15 protein-coding genes are annotated in these 14,611 nt (G+C 71.1%); 7 read left to right on the forward strand and 8 right to left on the reverse strand.

The window, feature by feature from the left end:
* Positions 1-108: 108 nt before the first annotated feature.
* Entirely contained in the window at positions 109-600 is a 492-nt protein-coding gene (locus ACGFYY_RS27865) for a hypothetical protein (protein ID WP_393713444.1), read from the forward strand.
* Between the two features lie 42 nt (positions 601-642).
* Here the strand turns inward: ACGFYY_RS27865 and ACGFYY_RS27870 are convergent, their stop codons facing one another.
* Positions 643-2,814 carry a TerD family protein gene (locus ACGFYY_RS27870; RefSeq protein WP_393713446.1) on the reverse strand — a complete coding sequence of 724 codons (2,172 nt, stop codon included), beginning with the start codon at positions 2,812-2,814 and terminating at the stop codon, positions 643-645.
* Between the two features lie 120 nt (positions 2,815-2,934).
* On the opposite strand from ACGFYY_RS27870, the gene cpt reads away from it, so the two are divergent.
* On the forward strand, positions 2,935-3,456 hold the full coding sequence (gene cpt / locus ACGFYY_RS27875) for a chloramphenicol phosphotransferase CPT (protein ID WP_393713582.1): 522 nt from the start codon (positions 2,935-2,937) through the stop codon (positions 3,454-3,456).
* A 158-nt stretch (positions 3,457-3,614) separates the two neighbouring features.
* Here cpt and ACGFYY_RS27880 read toward each other — a convergent pair whose 3' ends face one another.
* A complete protein-coding gene (locus ACGFYY_RS27880) occupies positions 3,615-4,184 on the reverse strand; it encodes an anthrone oxygenase family protein (protein ID WP_393713448.1) in 570 nt (189 codons plus the stop codon).
* 220 nt (positions 4,185-4,404) lie between these two features.
* Here ACGFYY_RS27880 and ACGFYY_RS27885 point away from each other — a divergent pair, with 220 nt between their 5' ends.
* Positions 4,405-4,923 carry a GNAT family N-acetyltransferase gene (locus ACGFYY_RS27885; RefSeq protein ID WP_393713450.1) on the forward strand — a complete coding sequence of 173 codons (519 nt, stop codon included), beginning with the start codon at positions 4,405-4,407 and terminating at the stop codon, positions 4,921-4,923.
* A 48-nt stretch (positions 4,924-4,971) separates the two neighbouring features.
* On the opposite strand, the gene ACGFYY_RS27890 is transcribed toward ACGFYY_RS27885, so the two are convergent.
* The 3 genes from ACGFYY_RS27890 to ACGFYY_RS27900 form a co-directional block, all read right to left on the reverse strand.
* The gene (locus ACGFYY_RS27890) at positions 4,972-5,982 is read right to left on the reverse strand and encodes an AraC family transcriptional regulator (protein ID WP_393713452.1); all 1,011 of its coding nucleotides are present in this window, start codon (positions 5,980-5,982) and stop codon (positions 4,972-4,974) included.
* Between the two features lie 68 nt (positions 5,983-6,050).
* Entirely contained in the window at positions 6,051-6,914 is an 864-nt protein-coding gene (locus tag ACGFYY_RS27895; protein ID WP_393713453.1) for an NAD(P)H-binding protein, read from the reverse strand.
* A gap of 344 nt (positions 6,915-7,258) precedes the next feature.
* Entirely contained in the window at positions 7,259-7,753 is a 495-nt protein-coding gene (locus ACGFYY_RS27900) for a hypothetical protein (protein ID WP_393713455.1), read from the reverse strand.
* A 251-nt stretch (positions 7,754-8,004) separates the two neighbouring features.
* Here ACGFYY_RS27900 and ACGFYY_RS27905 point away from each other — a divergent pair, with 251 nt between their 5' ends.
* The 3 genes from ACGFYY_RS27905 (at position 8,005) to ACGFYY_RS27915 (ending at position 11,601) form a co-directional block, all read left to right on the forward strand.
* The gene (locus ACGFYY_RS27905) at positions 8,005-8,646 is read left to right on the forward strand and encodes an NAD(P)H-dependent oxidoreductase (RefSeq protein ID WP_365268287.1); all 642 of its coding nucleotides are present in this window, start codon (positions 8,005-8,007) and stop codon (positions 8,644-8,646) included.
* A gap of 72 nt (positions 8,647-8,718) precedes the next feature.
* Positions 8,719-9,273, forward strand: a complete 555-nt coding sequence (locus tag ACGFYY_RS27910; protein WP_393713458.1) for a flavoprotein — start codon at positions 8,719-8,721, stop codon at positions 9,271-9,273.
* 435 nt (positions 9,274-9,708) lie between these two features.
* Positions 9,709-11,601 (forward strand): ATP-binding cassette domain-containing protein, encoded by a 1,893-nt coding sequence (locus ACGFYY_RS27915; protein ID WP_393713460.1) that lies wholly within the window; start codon positions 9,709-9,711, stop codon positions 11,599-11,601.
* 92 nt (positions 11,602-11,693) lie between these two features.
* Here ACGFYY_RS27915 and ACGFYY_RS27920 read toward each other — a convergent pair whose 3' ends face one another.
* The 3 genes from ACGFYY_RS27920 to ACGFYY_RS27930 all read right to left on the reverse strand — a co-directional run bounded on the left by ACGFYY_RS27920 (position 11,694) and on the right by ACGFYY_RS27930 (position 13,724).
* Positions 11,694-12,011, reverse strand: a complete 318-nt coding sequence (locus ACGFYY_RS27920) for an ASCH domain-containing protein (RefSeq protein WP_393713462.1) — start codon at positions 12,009-12,011, stop codon at positions 11,694-11,696.
* Between the two features lie 140 nt (positions 12,012-12,151).
* Positions 12,152-12,700, reverse strand: a complete 549-nt coding sequence (locus ACGFYY_RS27925) for a GNAT family N-acetyltransferase (RefSeq protein ID WP_393713464.1) — start codon at positions 12,698-12,700, stop codon at positions 12,152-12,154.
* A gap of 13 nt (positions 12,701-12,713) precedes the next feature.
* The gene (locus ACGFYY_RS27930) at positions 12,714-13,724 is read right to left on the reverse strand and encodes a phosphotransferase (protein ID WP_393713466.1); all 1,011 of its coding nucleotides are present in this window, start codon (positions 13,722-13,724) and stop codon (positions 12,714-12,716) included.
* Between the two features lie 62 nt (positions 13,725-13,786).
* Between ACGFYY_RS27930 and ACGFYY_RS27935 the strand changes: the two genes are divergently transcribed.
* Positions 13,787-14,602: a DUF1963 domain-containing protein gene (locus ACGFYY_RS27935; protein WP_393713468.1), complete on the forward strand. Its 816-nt coding sequence runs from the start codon at positions 13,787-13,789 to the stop codon at positions 14,600-14,602.
* The last annotated feature ends 9 nt before the right edge of the window (positions 14,603-14,611 follow it).

The raw sequence follows: 14,611 nt of genomic DNA on the forward strand, positions 1-14,611 counted from the left end.
TGGACGTCCGGCGCAGATCCCTCAGGCGTCCACTGCGTACGGATTCACCGCGCTCACTTCCTCTGCCGTTCTCATGTACCCGTCGTTGCTGTCTTCTAGAGTTCGGCCATGACGAGCACTCCCTTCAGGGACACGGCGAAGGCGCTCACCGAGCACATGGACTACATCGCCATGCAGGTCGGCTGTGACAGGGCGCGTTCCCACAGTTGGTGGCGCAACATCGTGGAACACGGCCCGTGGAAGGGGCAGCAGGCGCGAACGGCGCCGCCGACGCCCGACGAGTGGGCCGGGATCGCGAAGCTGTTCGGCACGACCGAAGAGCAGGTGTGCGCGATGATCGCCGCCGACTGGTTCGGCGTCCGGCCCGGCACCGAGGTCTCGGCCCGGGTCATGCAGTTCGCGCCCGTGTTGGACGAGCTGAGCGAGAAGGAAGCCGAGGCGCTGGGCGTCGTCGTCCACAGCATGGCATCGTCTGCGGCTCCCCAGGGTCAGGCCGCCATCGGATCGAAAAAAGGCCTCCGGCCGTCCCTCGTGGTGCGGGACGGCCGGAGGCCTGAAGTAGGTGGCGAGGAAAGCGAAGAGGCTACATTGGAGTGTTGAGAAGGAAGCCCCTTCATAGCCTCGCCACGGCTACGTTAACAGTCACGCGGGGATCAGGTCACGCAGGTTTTCGGGGGTGACGATCCTCGACCCCGGGTGCAGCTTCTCGGGCCGCTCCAGGCCGATGTACGTGACGGGTCCCGCCGGGATCGTCTTCCCGTCCCACACGGTCACGGTCGTGGCGCTGCCGGTCATCAGCTCGATCAGGTGGCGGACGGTGAGCTGCTCGCGGTCGACGACCGCGCGCATCAGCATCGCGACCGTCACCCGGTTGCCCTCGACCCGGTTGTACGACGGAGATCCCGTCAGGTACAGGTGCAACCACTTGGCGCGCCACCGGCCGTCGGCCCCGCGGAGGAAGACCAACGGCAGTGCGATCCGGCCCGGACCGCGCAGATCCGACTTCATGCGCACCGTGCGCGGCTCGAACGGTCGTCCCTGCTGCTCGGCCCCGCGCAGCATGAACCCGAAGAACGACTCCTCGACCTCCTCGAAGCCTTCTCCGGAGAAGATGTTCACCTGCGGGACGATGCAGGTGGCGCGTACCGCGTCCAGTCGTAGGTCGATGAACTCCGAGGCCCCTTCGGGCGCGTTCGTGATGTCACCGGAATGCTCGCCGCCGACGTCCCGCAGGTTGGTGTACGACAACCAGGAGACGGTCGAGTAGTCGGTGTCCAGCAGGGCGGCCGACAGGTCGAAGTCGGTGATGCGCTCGGTCTGCTTCCAGTACACGAAGAAGCGCAGCAGGTCGCCGTCGATCGGGGAGATCGAGCCGCGCGGCAGCACACCGAGCCCGGACATGGTCGCCTTACCGCTGAGCGGCAGCGCGACGTCCAGGACGTCGGGGTCGATCAGCAGGTGGTCGGCGGCGGGCAGCCGGCGGCGGAGGTCCGCGTCGATCGCGGTGATCATCCGCTTGCACTCGGACGCGTACACCGGCGGGCGGGTGTCTTCGGTGACCCAGGCCCGACCGGAGCGGTTGACGAACACCCGTTGTTCGCCGGTCGCCTCCGCACGGTTGTGCAGGTGTTGGCGTACCGACAGCAGGACGCGACCGGAGACGTCGGGGACGACCTGTTCGGCGGCGGCCATGACCGCGTCACGCTCGTCCTGCGTGGAGGCGGAGCGCAGCAGCCGGTCCAGGGAGCGCAGCAGCTTGCCGGGCGCGGCCTTCAGCAGTTCGGCCGCGCCGGTGGGGTCGAGCTGGGCGTGCAGTTCCTCGACCCGACTGTCGAAGGTGCGCGCCGCCTTCTCGCCGCGGGCGACGGCGAACACGTCGGACGCGTGCGGCCACTGCGGGTACTCGTGCGGGTGCAGCCGCTCGCCGAGCCGTTTCCACATCTCGCGGTGTGCGTGCACGTCGGCGAGCTTGGCGGGCGCCGCGCCGACGACCGCGTCGAGGCCCGCGAGCAGCGCCCGGCGCGCGGCACGGGGGATGCCCCGCAGCCGCGTCGGCTCCTGCAGGCCGACATCACCACCCGCGAGCGCGCAGGCGAGCCGGAGCACATCGGTGACCGTGTCCAGCAGCAGGCCCGAACCGGCCTTCAGTCGGGCCTCGTTGACCACGGCCCGGTTCTCCCGTACAGGGATCTCCTCGGGCTGCGGTCCGTCGACGCAGTGGCCGGCGAGCTGCCTGAGGTCCCGTAGGGCGTCCTCGCCGAGGGGGGTGGCGCTGCTCGCCAACGCCAGGTAGAGCAAGGTGAGTTCGTCGTCCAGGGAGCCGCCGAGGTGCAGGACCGTCATGCGGTCGCCCGCCACCGCGATCAGTTCGTCGTGGTGGGTGAGCATCTCGGCGTACGTGTGCCGGTAGTTCCCGTAGGAGGGGAGGGTGAGCAGGTCCACCACGCCGGTGCTCAGCTGCTCCAGCGTGCTCTCGCGCGTGTTGTCGTCGGCGAGCGCCCCGGCTATGCACCGCATCCAGAAGTCGAAGGTGTCGGGCACGTTGGCCGGGAAGTCGATGAAGTAGGCGTTGTGCTGGACGTGGTCGCCGACCATCTCACGTACGGTGTCCAGCGTCCGTGCGGCGGTGTCGACGACGGCCCTCTCGGAGAGCCCTGACAGATGTTCGAGCAGCTGTGTCGAGAGCTTGAAGCCCACGGACATCAGGGCGGCGTCGAACTGCTGCGCCGCGACGGCGCCCTCCCCGACGGGTCCCGCGGGGCGGGGGACGCGGTGGGTGTGCCGGAGGACCAGGGGGTCGAGTCGGTGGACCATTCCGGCATGATCCCAAGGCCGTGCGGACCGCCGCACCCGGTTTTCCCAGGGGTGGCCGGTGTGCGCCGAAACCCGTTCCGTGCCGGGTGGCGAGAGTTCTACTCTGGCACGGTGACCCAGATGATCATTCTCAACGGTGGTTCCAGCTCGGGTAAGTCCGGGATCGTTCGGTGTCTGCAGGACGTGCTGCCGGATCCGTGGCTGTCGTTCGGGTGCGACGCCTTCGTCGACTCCCTGCCCGCCGCGATGCGGGAGGCGGAGGAGGGGATCGAGATCGCGGCGGACGGCGCGGTGAGTGTCGGGGCGACCTTCAGGGCGCTGGAGGAGGCCTGGACCGAGGGGATCGTGACGATGGCCCGTGCGGGAGCGCGGATCATCGTCGACGACGTGTTCCTCGGTGGAGCGGCGTCCCAGCGGCGGTGGCACAAGGCTCTGGGCGACCTGCCGGTCCTGTGGGTCGGCGTGCGGTGCGACGGCGCGGTGGCCGCGGGCCGTGAGATCGCCCGCGGGGACCGGGCCAGGGGTATGGCGGCGACGCAGGCGGACTCGGTGCACCGGGGGGTGTCCTACGACATCGAGGTGGACACCACGCGCACCGAATCGCTGGAGTGTGCGCGGATCATCGCCTCCCACACAGGCTGACGCGCGGCGCGCCCCCGGCACGACACTCGGCGGAGGGCTTCCTCGACTGCCCGGCACCACCACTGCGGGCGGTCCGCTGCGGCAGGCGCTCCGTTGCGGCGGGCGCTCCGTTGCGGCGGTGCCGGGCAGGCTTCTCAGGTGTCCCTGCGGGGAAGCGCTCAGCGCGTGGCGCGGCCGTGCAGCAGCGTGGCGCGGGCGAGCGCGGTGAGGGCCACGGTGCAGAGCAGGGTGCGGAGGATGTTCGTGGTGACCCAGGTGGACTTGAACCGCTCGACGATCGAGAAGTCCTTCATCTGCTCGACGACGCCCGCGTCGGCGAGTTCGTTGTTGAGCGGGATGTTCACGGCGAAGGTGATCACGAGGACGACGAGGTACGCGACCGCGGCCGCCGCCACCCACAGGGCGGTGGCGCGTCTACCGCCGCGGTACTCCACGACCGCCGCGGCGACAGCGGCCACCAGGGCCAGCAGGAACACCGAGCCGAAGAGCGGGTTGCCGTCGATGGCCTTGTTGAAGGCACGCATCGCGGTGACGTACGTCTGCTCGTCACCGGCCGCCAGCCCCGGCATCACCGAGACGTCGAAGGCGAAGAACAGCCCGGCCATCAGACCCACCAGGACGGTGGACAGGGTGATCAGGGTGGTGGCGAGCCGGGTGTTCCGCGGCCGGACCGGCGTCGCCGACGAGGTGGGCGGGGTCGGAACGTGCGGCGTCGGGTTGATGGTCATTCGACTCTCGTCCTCTTCCAACAGTCAGTACAGCACGATGCGATGCAGTGCGGTGCGACGCTTTGTGAACGCGAACGCCCGATCGTGACATCACCTGTTCGATCTTCCGTCGGGTTTCGATGGGCCCTTGGGCGAATCTTTAGTCACGGCTGCCCCGGGCGCTGCCGGGCGGCCTCGAACCCCGGCGAGGGGGTGTCGGGGCCGGCGATACGCTGGACCCATGCCTGCTTCGAACACCCCCGCACCGGCCCCGCTGCGCCTGGAACCCGTCACCGCCGACAACTTCGACGCGGTGTGCGCGATACAGGTACGCCCCGACCAGGCCCACCTGGTCTCCCCCGTGGTGAAGTCGCTCGCTGAGGCGTACCTGCACCCCGCCACGGCGTGGCCCCGGGCAATCGTCGACGGCGACGAGACCGTCGGCTTCGTCATGGCCTTCCACGACATCCTCTGGGACCCGGCCGTCGACCCCGACGACCGCCGCAGCGGCATCTGGCGCCTCAACATCGACGCCCGCCACCAGGGCAAGGGCTACGGCCGCTTCGCCGTCCGCGCGGCCACCGAAGAGATCCGGGCCCGCGGCATCCCCGACGCGTACGTCACCTGGAACACCGGCGCGAACAGCCCGGAGCCCTTCTACCTCGGACTCGGTTTCCGTCCCACCGGCGAACTCAGCGGGGACGAACGAGTGGCACGGCTCCCCCTCGCCCCGGACCGCGCCGAGCAGTCGAGCCGCTGAGCTCCGAGCCGCTCGTACGAGGTCGACGCGCGCGGGTCGGGTCCGGTCTCAGGAAACGGCACGGCCGAGCACGACCGTGCCCCGCAGTGCCTGCGCCTGCGCAGCTTCCGGCGCCGTCGTCCCCGAGCGGAACTCCCGTGGGCTGACACCCCGGACCCGCTTGAAGGCGGCGGACAAGGCGAACGCACTGCTGTAGCCCACCGTGCGGGCCACCTTCTCGACGGTGGAGTCCGGTTCCCGCAGGAGATCGGCGGCCAGTGCCAGGCGCAACCCCGTCAGGTAGCCGACCGGCGGTTCGCCGACGAGTTCCGTGAACCGGCGGGCCAGCGACGCCCTGGAGACGCCCACCTTCAGGGCCAGTTCCTCCACGGTCCACCCGTGCGCCGGGCTCTCGTGCAGCAGCCGCAGCGCCGGCCCGACCACCGGGTCGCCGTGAGCGCGGAACCAGCCCGGGGCCCCGGATCCGGGCGCCGCGAGCCACGCCCGCAACACCCCGATCAGCAGCAGGTCCAGCAGCCGGTCCAGGACCACCTCCTGGCCCGGCTCCTCGCTGGAGATCTCCGAGGCGAGGAGCGTGATCAGGGTGGAGTCGGCGGTCCCGGCCGGCCGCACCAGGATCGTGGGCAGCGCGCTCAGCAGCCGGCCACCGACCTCGCCCGGCGCCTGGTACGTACCGCTCAACATCACCGCCGCCTCGGCGTCCGGGCGGGAGGCGCCCCAGGTCCGTACACCGAGCGCCATCGAATCCGAGACGTCCTCGCCCCCCACCGTGCTGCACCGCTGGTCCGGCCCCACCACGATCTGGACGGGGGTGCCCGGCAGGTCGGCGACCGTGTACGGGGCGGGCCCGCGTACGACGGCCACGTCCCCGGGGTCGATCCGTACCGGCTCGGCGTCCGGATCGTCAGGCAGCAGCCAGGCCGAGCCCTGCACCATGGTCACCACCGACAGCGCGGCACGGTCCTCGATCCGCATCGACCAGGGAGGGTTGAGCACCGACTTCTGCAGAAACGCGCCCCGGGCCTGCGGGCCCGCAAGGAGACCGGCCAGCATGTCCATACGCACATCCTCCCCACGACGGAACAACACCCCGGCACGGTCCCGGGCGTGGGCGCGGCGGGTCCGCATCAGACGGCCCGCAGGTCCCAGACACCGGTGGCCGCCGCCTCCCGGGCGAAGTCCGAAAAATCGCGGGGCGGCCGCCCCAACACCTCCTCGACCCCGTGGACCAGGTGCGCGTTGCGCCCGTCCAGAATCAGGGTGAACAGCTCGGCGAAGTCCTCCGGCAGCCCGTTCTCACGCAGCACCGCACGATAGTCCTCCATCGAGATCGGAGCATAGGCGATCTCACGGCCGGTCACCTTCGAGAGTTCGGCGGCCACATCGTCGAACCCCAGCAGGCGCGGCCCCGACAGCTCGTACGTCTTCCCGATGTGCCGGTCGTCGGTCAACGCGGCCACCACCACGTCGGCGATGTCTCCGGTGTCCACGAACGCCTCGACACCGTCCGCCGTCGGCAGCACGATCTCGCCCGACCGGACGGAGTCGAGGAAGAAGCTCTCGTCGAAGTTCTGGTTGAACCAACTCGACCGGACGATCGTCCAGTCCGCGCCGGACGCCTTCAGCCCCTCCTCGCTGGTGCGCGCCGCCTCCTCGCCACGCCCCGACAACAACACCAGGCGCCGGGCCCCGGCCGCCACCGCCACCTCCGCGAAGGCCGTCACCCGTGCGGAGGCCCCGGGGAAGGCGAGGTCGGGGTAATAGGTCACGTACACCCGGTCGACGCCGTCGAGCGCCGGGAGCCAGGTCGCGGGATCGTTCCAATCGAAAGCCGGCTCCCCACGGCGGGATCCGACCCTGACGAGGCGGCCCTGGGCCGTGAGTCGGTCGGCGACCTTGCGGCCGGTCTTGCCGGTTCCGCCGATCACCAGGGTGACGCCGCCCGCGTCGGCCTGGCCCATGTCGTCCGCGTTCTTCCTTGTCTTCGTCATGACCCCAGTCAAACCCGATGACGCGAGACGCGACATGGTCGAAAAGCTCACCTGCATACGCGTACGTCCACGAGGGGATCCGGAATCGGGACGACGGGGCGTCGGGGCGGAGCAAGGCGCACGGCATGCGTGAACGCGTAGAAGTTTCCTCGGGTTTGCTGCTGCGGAGCTGGGCCCGGCGCGATGGGTCGACGGTGACCACCGCGTCAGCTCGCGTACGACGGCATCCGCTACGAGGTCGAGCGCCACGCCCGTCCGGCCACGGACCCCGATCCGCATCCGGATCCCGCACCCTGACCGGTCGAGCCCGTCGGCCGGTCAGCGTGCGGGGTCGGCACGCGAGGTCAGTACACGAGCTTGTACGTGACGTCCTTGGGGACCGGGGCCGGTGCGGTGTCCGTGTAGACGAGCCGGATCGTGCTGAAGCGCTGCACGTCCGGGTGGCCCGGCCAGGGCTCGGGACCGCTGAGGGTCACCGTCACCGGGTAGGAGCGGAAGCGGCCCGCGGCGCAGTAGGGGACACAGTCGTTCACCATGTCGGTGCCTTTGGCCGTGGCGGTCTTCGGACCCCAGGTGTCCCACTTCAGTCCGACGAGCCGGTTGTTGCCGTCCCCGCAGGCCAGCAGGTATTCCTCGGGGCGTACCTGGGACTGCGAGAAGCAGTCGACGACCACGAGGGGCTCCGCCGGAGCCGACACGGCCCGGGGGCTCTGCGCGGACGCCGGGACGGCGGCCGCGGTGAGAGCCGCCGCCGCACACAGAATGGTGGCGGTCCGCACCCTGGCCTTCAACCAGGACCGGGGCGCACGCATGAGCCGGCCGTCTTCTGAGGTATCCACGAGGCCTCCTCGCCCTTTTGTCCCGCTGTCGGCGGTGCGGCTAAACCCAGCTTCCCCCATCCGGGCGGGCCGCGCACGCGCAGCGGCGGGGACCGCTCTGGTGGGCGTGGTGGGCGCGAAACCCGCCCCCGCGCTCGGTGGCCGCCGACCGGTAAGGAGAATGGGGACAAGAGTGAGTGACAAGAGCGAGTGAGCCGACCGGCGGCGCGGACAGGCGGCGACGAGGGCTCGGATCGACCGGGGGAACGTACATGCAGATCGGGGTGTACCTCGCGCATCCGCAGCCGGGTAGCTTCAACCACGCCCTGTTCGACGCCGTGGTGGAAGAGCTGCGCGGCCGGGGGTGCCGGGTGGTCGCGCACGACTTGTGCGCCGAGGGTTTCCCGCCGTCGCTGTCCGCCGAGGAGACGGGCACGGTCCAGGCTGCGCAGGGCTCTCGCGACCCGCAGGTGGCACTGCACCAGAGGGAGTTGGCCACCCTGGACGCCCTGGTGTTCGTCCACCCCAACTGGTGGGGCATGCCTCCCGCCGTTCTGACGGGCTGGGTGCAACGCGTGCTCGCGGCGGGCGTCGCCTACAAGCTGGGTACGGCGGACGGCGAGCCCGCACCGCTCCTGAAGGCCGACCGGGCACTCGTCCTGAACACGTCCGACACCCCTCTCGACCGGGAGGAGTCGGAGTTCGGCGACCCGCTGCAACGGATCTGGGCGTCATGCGTCCTGCCCTATGTGGGAATCGGCGATGTGCGACGGACCGTCTTCCGGACGGTCACCGACTCCTCCGACGCGGAACGCACGGCCTGGCTGGACCGGGCGCGCCGACTGGCGGCGGAGCTCACGGACCGAAACGCCCCCGGTGCTGTCGGGGACGGCTCGCACACTCCGGCACCGTGAGTTCGGAGCCTGCGGAAACCGCCTCGATCCGGAAAACGTGATCAAGCTCGAAGCATGTGATCATATTGCGGCATGACCACGAAGACTCTCCACCTGCTCTGCTCCGCCGCCCCGCCCGTCTTCGACGTCGCCCGGGTCATCGAGGACGCCCAGGTCCGCGGCTGGGACGTATGCCTCGGCCTCACCCCCACCGCGGCGCACTGGCTGTCCGAGAGCCTTGACGGACTCGCCGCCCTGACCGGCCATCCCGTGCGCTGGCAGTACAAACTCCCAGGCCAGCCCGATGTGTGGCCGGCAGCCGACGCCGTCCTCTTCGCGCCCGCCACCTTCAACACCGTCAACGCGTGGGCCCTCGGCCTGACCCACAACCTCGTCGTCGGCCTCGCGGCGGAGGCGACCGGCAAGCGTACGCCCGTCATAGCGATGCCCTGCACCAACACCGCCCTCGCCGCCCACCCCCAGTTCGAGATCTCCCTGGCCACTCTGCGCAACGCCGGAGTCGAACTCCTCCACGGCGAAACCGGATACTCCCCGGACCCCGCCGACCCGGATGCCCCGATCCACTTCCCCTGGGACACCGCCATCGACGCGCTGGGCGCCCTCGACCGCGCCGTGCCCCTGGCCTGAGCCCGGACCCGCACCTGGAGCCGGTCCCGGCGCTGCTCGCCGTCCTCCCGCGCCCCCGGTGCGACGGAAACCGCCGGTCAGGTGTTCCACCCCCGGGCGGGGCGCTCGTACGACCGCCCGGGGCCGCGTCACCGGCCCGCAAGCGGTTTCCGGCGCGCGGGCCCCCGTACCGGCGGGTTCCGGCCAACCTCCGGTGCCTGCGCGCCCGGCAGCCCGGGGGCGCCCGGATTCGATCAGCGGCCACGGCCGGGGAGCCCTCGCCGCGAGGTCGGCCAGATCCCGCTGCTCCGGCCCTCGGCCTGCGCTGTACTCACTGCCTCCAGTTCCCGCGACCACGCAGCCGCCCCCTCCGCACACCGTGGAGCCGGGCTTCTCCGGCATGCGTGGCGCGCGACGAACCGGTCTCCGACACAAGCCAGTTGAAGGAGTCGCAGCGTGTCCGAGCAGCAGACCGAGCACCGGAAGACCGCCGCACCACCCGCACCACCCGCGCCCCCGGAGTTCACGTACACCTGGGGCCGGCACAACGAGACGATGGAGGCGCTGTCCCTCGGGCAGATGGCCCGCCGTGTCCCCTCCGCACTCCGGCAGACCGCGCGGCTCGCGCTCGCCGTCAACCGCACCGCGTTCCATGTCCTGGTCGCCGCGCAGATCCTCGGCGGGATCTGCACGGCGGCGGCGCTCGCGGCGATCTCCCGGGCGATGGTCCCGCTCCTGACCGGTGACGGCGTCGCGGAGCGGATCGCGGCGGCGGCCTGGCCGCTGGTCGTCGCGGCCGCCATGACGGCGCTCGGCGCGCTGGCCTCCCTCACCTCGGGCAGCGCGGCCCGCCGCCTGAATCCCGGCATGGCCACCCTCGCCGACCTCGCCATGGTCGACGCGCACATGGACGTCGAACTCGCCGCCTACGACGCCCCCGACTTCACCGAGCGCTCCGAGGCCGCCGAGACCGGATCCGCCCGCTCGGCCATGCTGCTGCAGGACGCGCTCGGCTTCACGGGCGGGCTGATCGACATGGTCGCCGTGGCGTCCGTGCTCGCGGTGGTCCACCCCGTGCTGCTGCCGTTGCTCCTGCTGTCGGTGATCCCGCGCGGCCTCGGCTCGGTCTACGCCGCCCGCCTCGACCACCGGCTCCACAACCAGACCATCGCCTCCCGCAACATCAAGCACATGATGCGTTGGCACCTGACCACCCCGAAGCTCGCCGACGAGCTGCGCGGCAACAGCATGCGTCCGTACGCCCACCACTGGTACGCGGCGGTCTGCGAGCGCATCGACTCCAGGATGGTCGGCTCCGCACCCCGCTTCCTCGCCGTCCATCTGATCGCCGCCGCGGCCTCGGGGATCTTCGTCGTGGCGACCTACGGGGCCCTCGCCGGGCTCGTCGTGGGCGGGTACATGGCGCTCGCCGCGGCCGGCACGGCGATCGTCGCCATGCGGACCTCCACCGCCGCCCTCTCGCAACTCGTCGTCTACGGGGCGGCGATGTTCCAGCACGCGCTCTACCTGGGCGACTACACCGCCTTCGTGTCCGAGGCCGCCGAGAAGTCCGGTCCGCGCGGCCCCCAGGTGATGGAGGCCGCACCGGAGAAGATCCACCTGGAGGAGGCCACGTACACCTACCCCGGCAAGGACACGCCCTCGCTCGGGCCTGTGTCCCTGACCCTGTCCCGGGGCGAGGTCATCGCCGTCGTCGGGGAGAACGGCGCGGGGAAGTCCACGCTGATCCGGCTGTTGACCTCGTTGACCGCCCCGACCTCCGGAATCGTCTCCTGGGACGGTGTGCCCACCTGCGACGCCGACCAGCGCACGGCATGGCAGCACGTCGGCCTCGTCACCCAGTCCTACGGGTACTGGCCCTTCTCCGCGCGGGAGAACATCACCCTCGGCCACGCCGACCCGCGGGGTGAGGAGGCCGTCTGGGACGCCTTGGACGCGGTCGGCATGCGGACGGCCGTCGAGGAATTCCCGAACGGCCTGGACACGCTGCTGGCCCGCTCGATCTGGGGCGGCCACGAGCCCTCCGGCGGCCAGTGGCAGCGCCTGGCGTGCGGGCGGGCGTTCCACCGTAAGCCGGGCGTGCTGGTCATGGACGAGCCGACGTCGGCCATGGACCCGCGCGGTGAACACATGGTGTTCTCCGGGCTGCGGGACATGAAGGACGACCGGATCACGGTGATCGTCACCCACCGGATGGAGAACTGCCGCCTCGCCGACCGGATCATCGTCCTCGACGCGGGACGGATCACCGAGCAGGGCGATTACGAGGAGCTGGTGCGCCTGGACGGCTCCTTCGCCGAGCTGGTCCGACTCTCCCAGGACCGCTAGGCCGTCCCCTCGGGGTGTCCGGTCCGGGGGACGTGTCGCGCTCCGCGTCCCCCGGTCCCCCGGTCCCGCGGTCCCGGAGAGGCCGCCGCTTCTTATGTCACCTGCCGGAAGTGCACGACGGTGATGTGATCGGTCGGCTCGATGTCGGGGTAGTGGTACCGCAGTCTGTCGTGGAGCTCGGCCAGGTCACGGAAGCCGTCCGCCACGGCGTCCGCCTCACTCAGTCGGCCGACCGTCGTCTCGGTGAGCCGCGTGACGACACCCGGCAGGGCCACTTCCTCGTCCGCCTCGAACACGAGGCTGACCGGGCCCACCTCCACCGGGTCGCGGAAGCGGACGGTGGTCGTCTTGCGGCCGGTCCGCACGGCGTCGAGGTAGTCGGGATGGAAGTACAGGGACGGAACGTTCATCGGAGCACCGTAACGAGTGTCGTGCCGACCACGACGGGGATTTTTTCGCGACCTGATCCGGCGTCGTCGACATCGCCGATCAGCGGGGGGACGCGCACGGCGCCGCCGGGGCCGCGTGCCACCGGGCGGCGCGGTGCGCGTCAGACCTCGGGCAGGGTCGGGTCGGGAGTCCAGGGGCTCGGGGCGCTGATGGCCCAGCGTTCGTGGTCGCGCCAGCCGCCGTCGATGTAGAGGTAGGCGGGCGAGAGGCCTTCGTAGCGGAAGCCCAGCCGCCGGACCAGGGCCAGGGAGGCTTCGTTCCCCGGCTGGATGTTGGCCTCCAGCCGATGGAGGCGCAGGTCGGTGAAGGCGTGCCGCATGGTCGCGGCGACCCCTTCGGTCATGTACCCGTGGCCCGCGGACGGGGCGAAGGCCGCGTAGCCGAGGGAGGCGCCCTGGTAACGGCCCCGGATGATCGAGTTGATGTTGACCATACCGGCGGCCGCGCCGGTCTCCCGGACGCGGACCAGGAAGCCCCGGTTGGTGCCGTCGTCGAAGCGGCGCACCCAGGCCCGGAACTCGTCCGCGGTCGCGGGCAGCTGCATCCACGGCCGGTGCAGCACGGAGCTGGCCCGCACGAGGCCGCAGAATTCGTCCTGGTCGGAAAGGGTGAGCGGGTGCAGTTCCACCCGTGACGGCATATCGATCATGGGCCCACGTTACCTAGCGGGTCGCGTAGGCCGCCTGGACCTCGTCGGCTCGGTCGGTCCACCAGTGCAACAGTGCCTCGCCTTCCAGGAACATCTTCCCGAAGGCGGGATCCCGGCGGGCGAGGAGGAACTCCAGCTGCCAGTAGTCGGTCAGGCGCTTCCACCACAGCCGGCTCACCGCGTCGGCCAGGTCCGCCTCGGACAGCTCGATCACCGACCGGTACCCGGCCGTGAACGCGGCCACGCGTTCGAGGTCGAAGACGCCGTCGACGCCGAACTGGACCTGCGCGGTCCGCGCGACCTCCTCCGCGTACGGGCGGACACCGAGCCGGTCCCAGTCCAGGATCGCCACGACCCCGCCGTCCCGGCGCAGCAGGTTGCGGTACTGGAAATCGCCGTGCGTCCAGCCGTACGGCCCGGCGGGGATCACGTCGCGCGGTCGCCGGTCCGCGAACCGGGCCAGGAATGCGCGCCGTTCACGCACGGCCGTGTCGAGGCCGTCGGTCGCATTCGCGGGTAGCCGGACCAGCAGGTCTCCGGCGGCGTGGTCGGCCGCGGCCACGTGGGTGGCCTCGGCCGGCGGGCACCGATCCGGGAGCGGGCCGGGGGAATGACGGCGCAGGGCGTGGTGGAGGCGGGCGAGGAGCGCGCCGAGTTCGCGGGCCTGGTCGAGGGTGAGTTCGGGCCCCGGTACGTGCCGGCCGTCGACCCAGGCGAGGACGCAGTAGCCGTGCCCGTCGATCTCCGCCACGAGGTCCCCGCCCTCGGTGGCCAGGGGCGCGGGGACGGGGAGGCCGTCATCGGCAAGTCCCGCGAGAACCGCGAGGTTCCGGCGGACCTCGGGCAGCGGGACGTCGGTGATCTCCTTCACCGCGTACGGGCCGGACGCCGTGTCGAGGCGCCAGTTCCGGTTCATCAGGCCATGGGCGAGGAAGTGCCGGTCGTACACCTCGCCCAGGGCGAAGGCGCGCGTCAACGCGTGCGGCGCGGTGGGCGGATGGTCGGGTCGGGGCGTGTCCGTCACCTTGCGCACGGTACGCGGGACCGACCTGCCGGGGACGCGGATCGCCCCGTAACCTGCCGCCTGTGACCCGTCGTACCCCTCCCCGCCCCGTGGATGTCGAGCAATTGTTCCCGGAGGTCGCCCCGCTGCGCCGGCAGGCCGTACGGCTGCACCCGCGAGCGGGGACTCCGTCGCGGGAGGAGAGTTCGGTCGGCGGCCCGCTGTTGTGGCCCGAGCGGGATGCCTGGCCGTTGTGCCCGGAGCACCTCGGGTCCCCGATGGTGCCGATCGTCCAGCTCCGTGCCGTCGACGCCTTCGGCGTCGTGGAGTTCCCTCCGGGCCGCGACCTGCTGCAGGTGCTGTGGTGCCCGCGCGCTCACGACGGTCGATGGGTCGTCCCCGAGGTGCGGTGGCGGGCCGCGGCGGCGGTCGGGAAGGTACGCGAGGCTCCCCCGGTGCTCGCCGGGACTCCTGTCGGACACGTGCCGACGCCGTGCGTGGTCCATCCGGAGCTGATCACGGAGTACCCGAGCTGGGACCTGCCCTACCCGCTCTGGGACGCCTTGCTGCCGCGTTTCGCACGGGTGGAGGCGGAGACGGGGTGGGACTACCAGTACCACCTGTCCACCGCTCCGGGCATCAAACTCGGTGGGTACCCCGGCTGGTGCCAGGACCCTCAGTGGCCGGACTGCTCGGGGTGCCGCAAGCCCATGGATCATCTGCTGACGGTGGCGAGCGTCGAGGCCGACGGCCACTCCGAATCGCCTTGGACGCCCCTCGAGGATGTCGGTGTCCGCTACGAGGGCGCCGGTCTGATGCTGGGCGACATGGGTGGGGTCCATCTCTTCGAGTGCCGGACCTGCCCGGACCGCCCCGTCAAGGACCGCTTCGACTCCTGAACCGGGGGC

This window comes from Streptomyces sp. NPDC048331 (assembly GCF_043201215.1).
GTDB lineage: Bacteria > Actinomycetota > Actinomycetes > Streptomycetales > Streptomycetaceae > Streptomyces.

Bases quoted from the DNA above. Each gene is read 5' to 3' on its own strand.
- ACGFYY_RS27865 (WP_393713444.1), top strand. From the start codon at position 109: ATGACGAGCACTCCCTTCAGGGACACGGCGAAGGCGCTCACCGAGCAC.
- ACGFYY_RS27870 (WP_393713446.1), bottom strand. From the start codon at position 2,814: ATGGTCCACCGACTCGACCCCCTGGTCCTCCGGCACACCCACCGCGTC.
- cpt (WP_393713582.1), top strand. From the start codon at position 2,935: ATGATCATTCTCAACGGTGGTTCCAGCTCGGGTAAGTCCGGGATCGTT.
- ACGFYY_RS27880 (WP_393713448.1), bottom strand. From the start codon at position 4,184: ATGACCATCAACCCGACGCCGCACGTTCCGACCCCGCCCACCTCGTCG.
- ACGFYY_RS27885 (WP_393713450.1), top strand. From the start codon at position 4,405: ATGCCTGCTTCGAACACCCCCGCACCGGCCCCGCTGCGCCTGGAACCC.
- ACGFYY_RS27890 (WP_393713452.1), bottom strand. From the start codon at position 5,982: ATGGACATGCTGGCCGGTCTCCTTGCGGGCCCGCAGGCCCGGGGCGCG.
- ACGFYY_RS27895 (WP_393713453.1), bottom strand. From the start codon at position 6,914: ATGACGAAGACAAGGAAGAACGCGGACGACATGGGCCAGGCCGACGCG.
- ACGFYY_RS27905 (WP_365268287.1), top strand. From the start codon at position 8,005: ATGCAGATCGGGGTGTACCTCGCGCATCCGCAGCCGGGTAGCTTCAAC.
- ACGFYY_RS27910 (WP_393713458.1), top strand. From the start codon at position 8,719: ATGACCACGAAGACTCTCCACCTGCTCTGCTCCGCCGCCCCGCCCGTC.
- ACGFYY_RS27920 (WP_393713462.1), bottom strand. From the start codon at position 12,011: ATGAACGTTCCGTCCCTGTACTTCCATCCCGACTACCTCGACGCCGTG.
- ACGFYY_RS27925 (WP_393713464.1), bottom strand. From the start codon at position 12,700: ATGATCGATATGCCGTCACGGGTGGAACTGCACCCGCTCACCCTTTCC.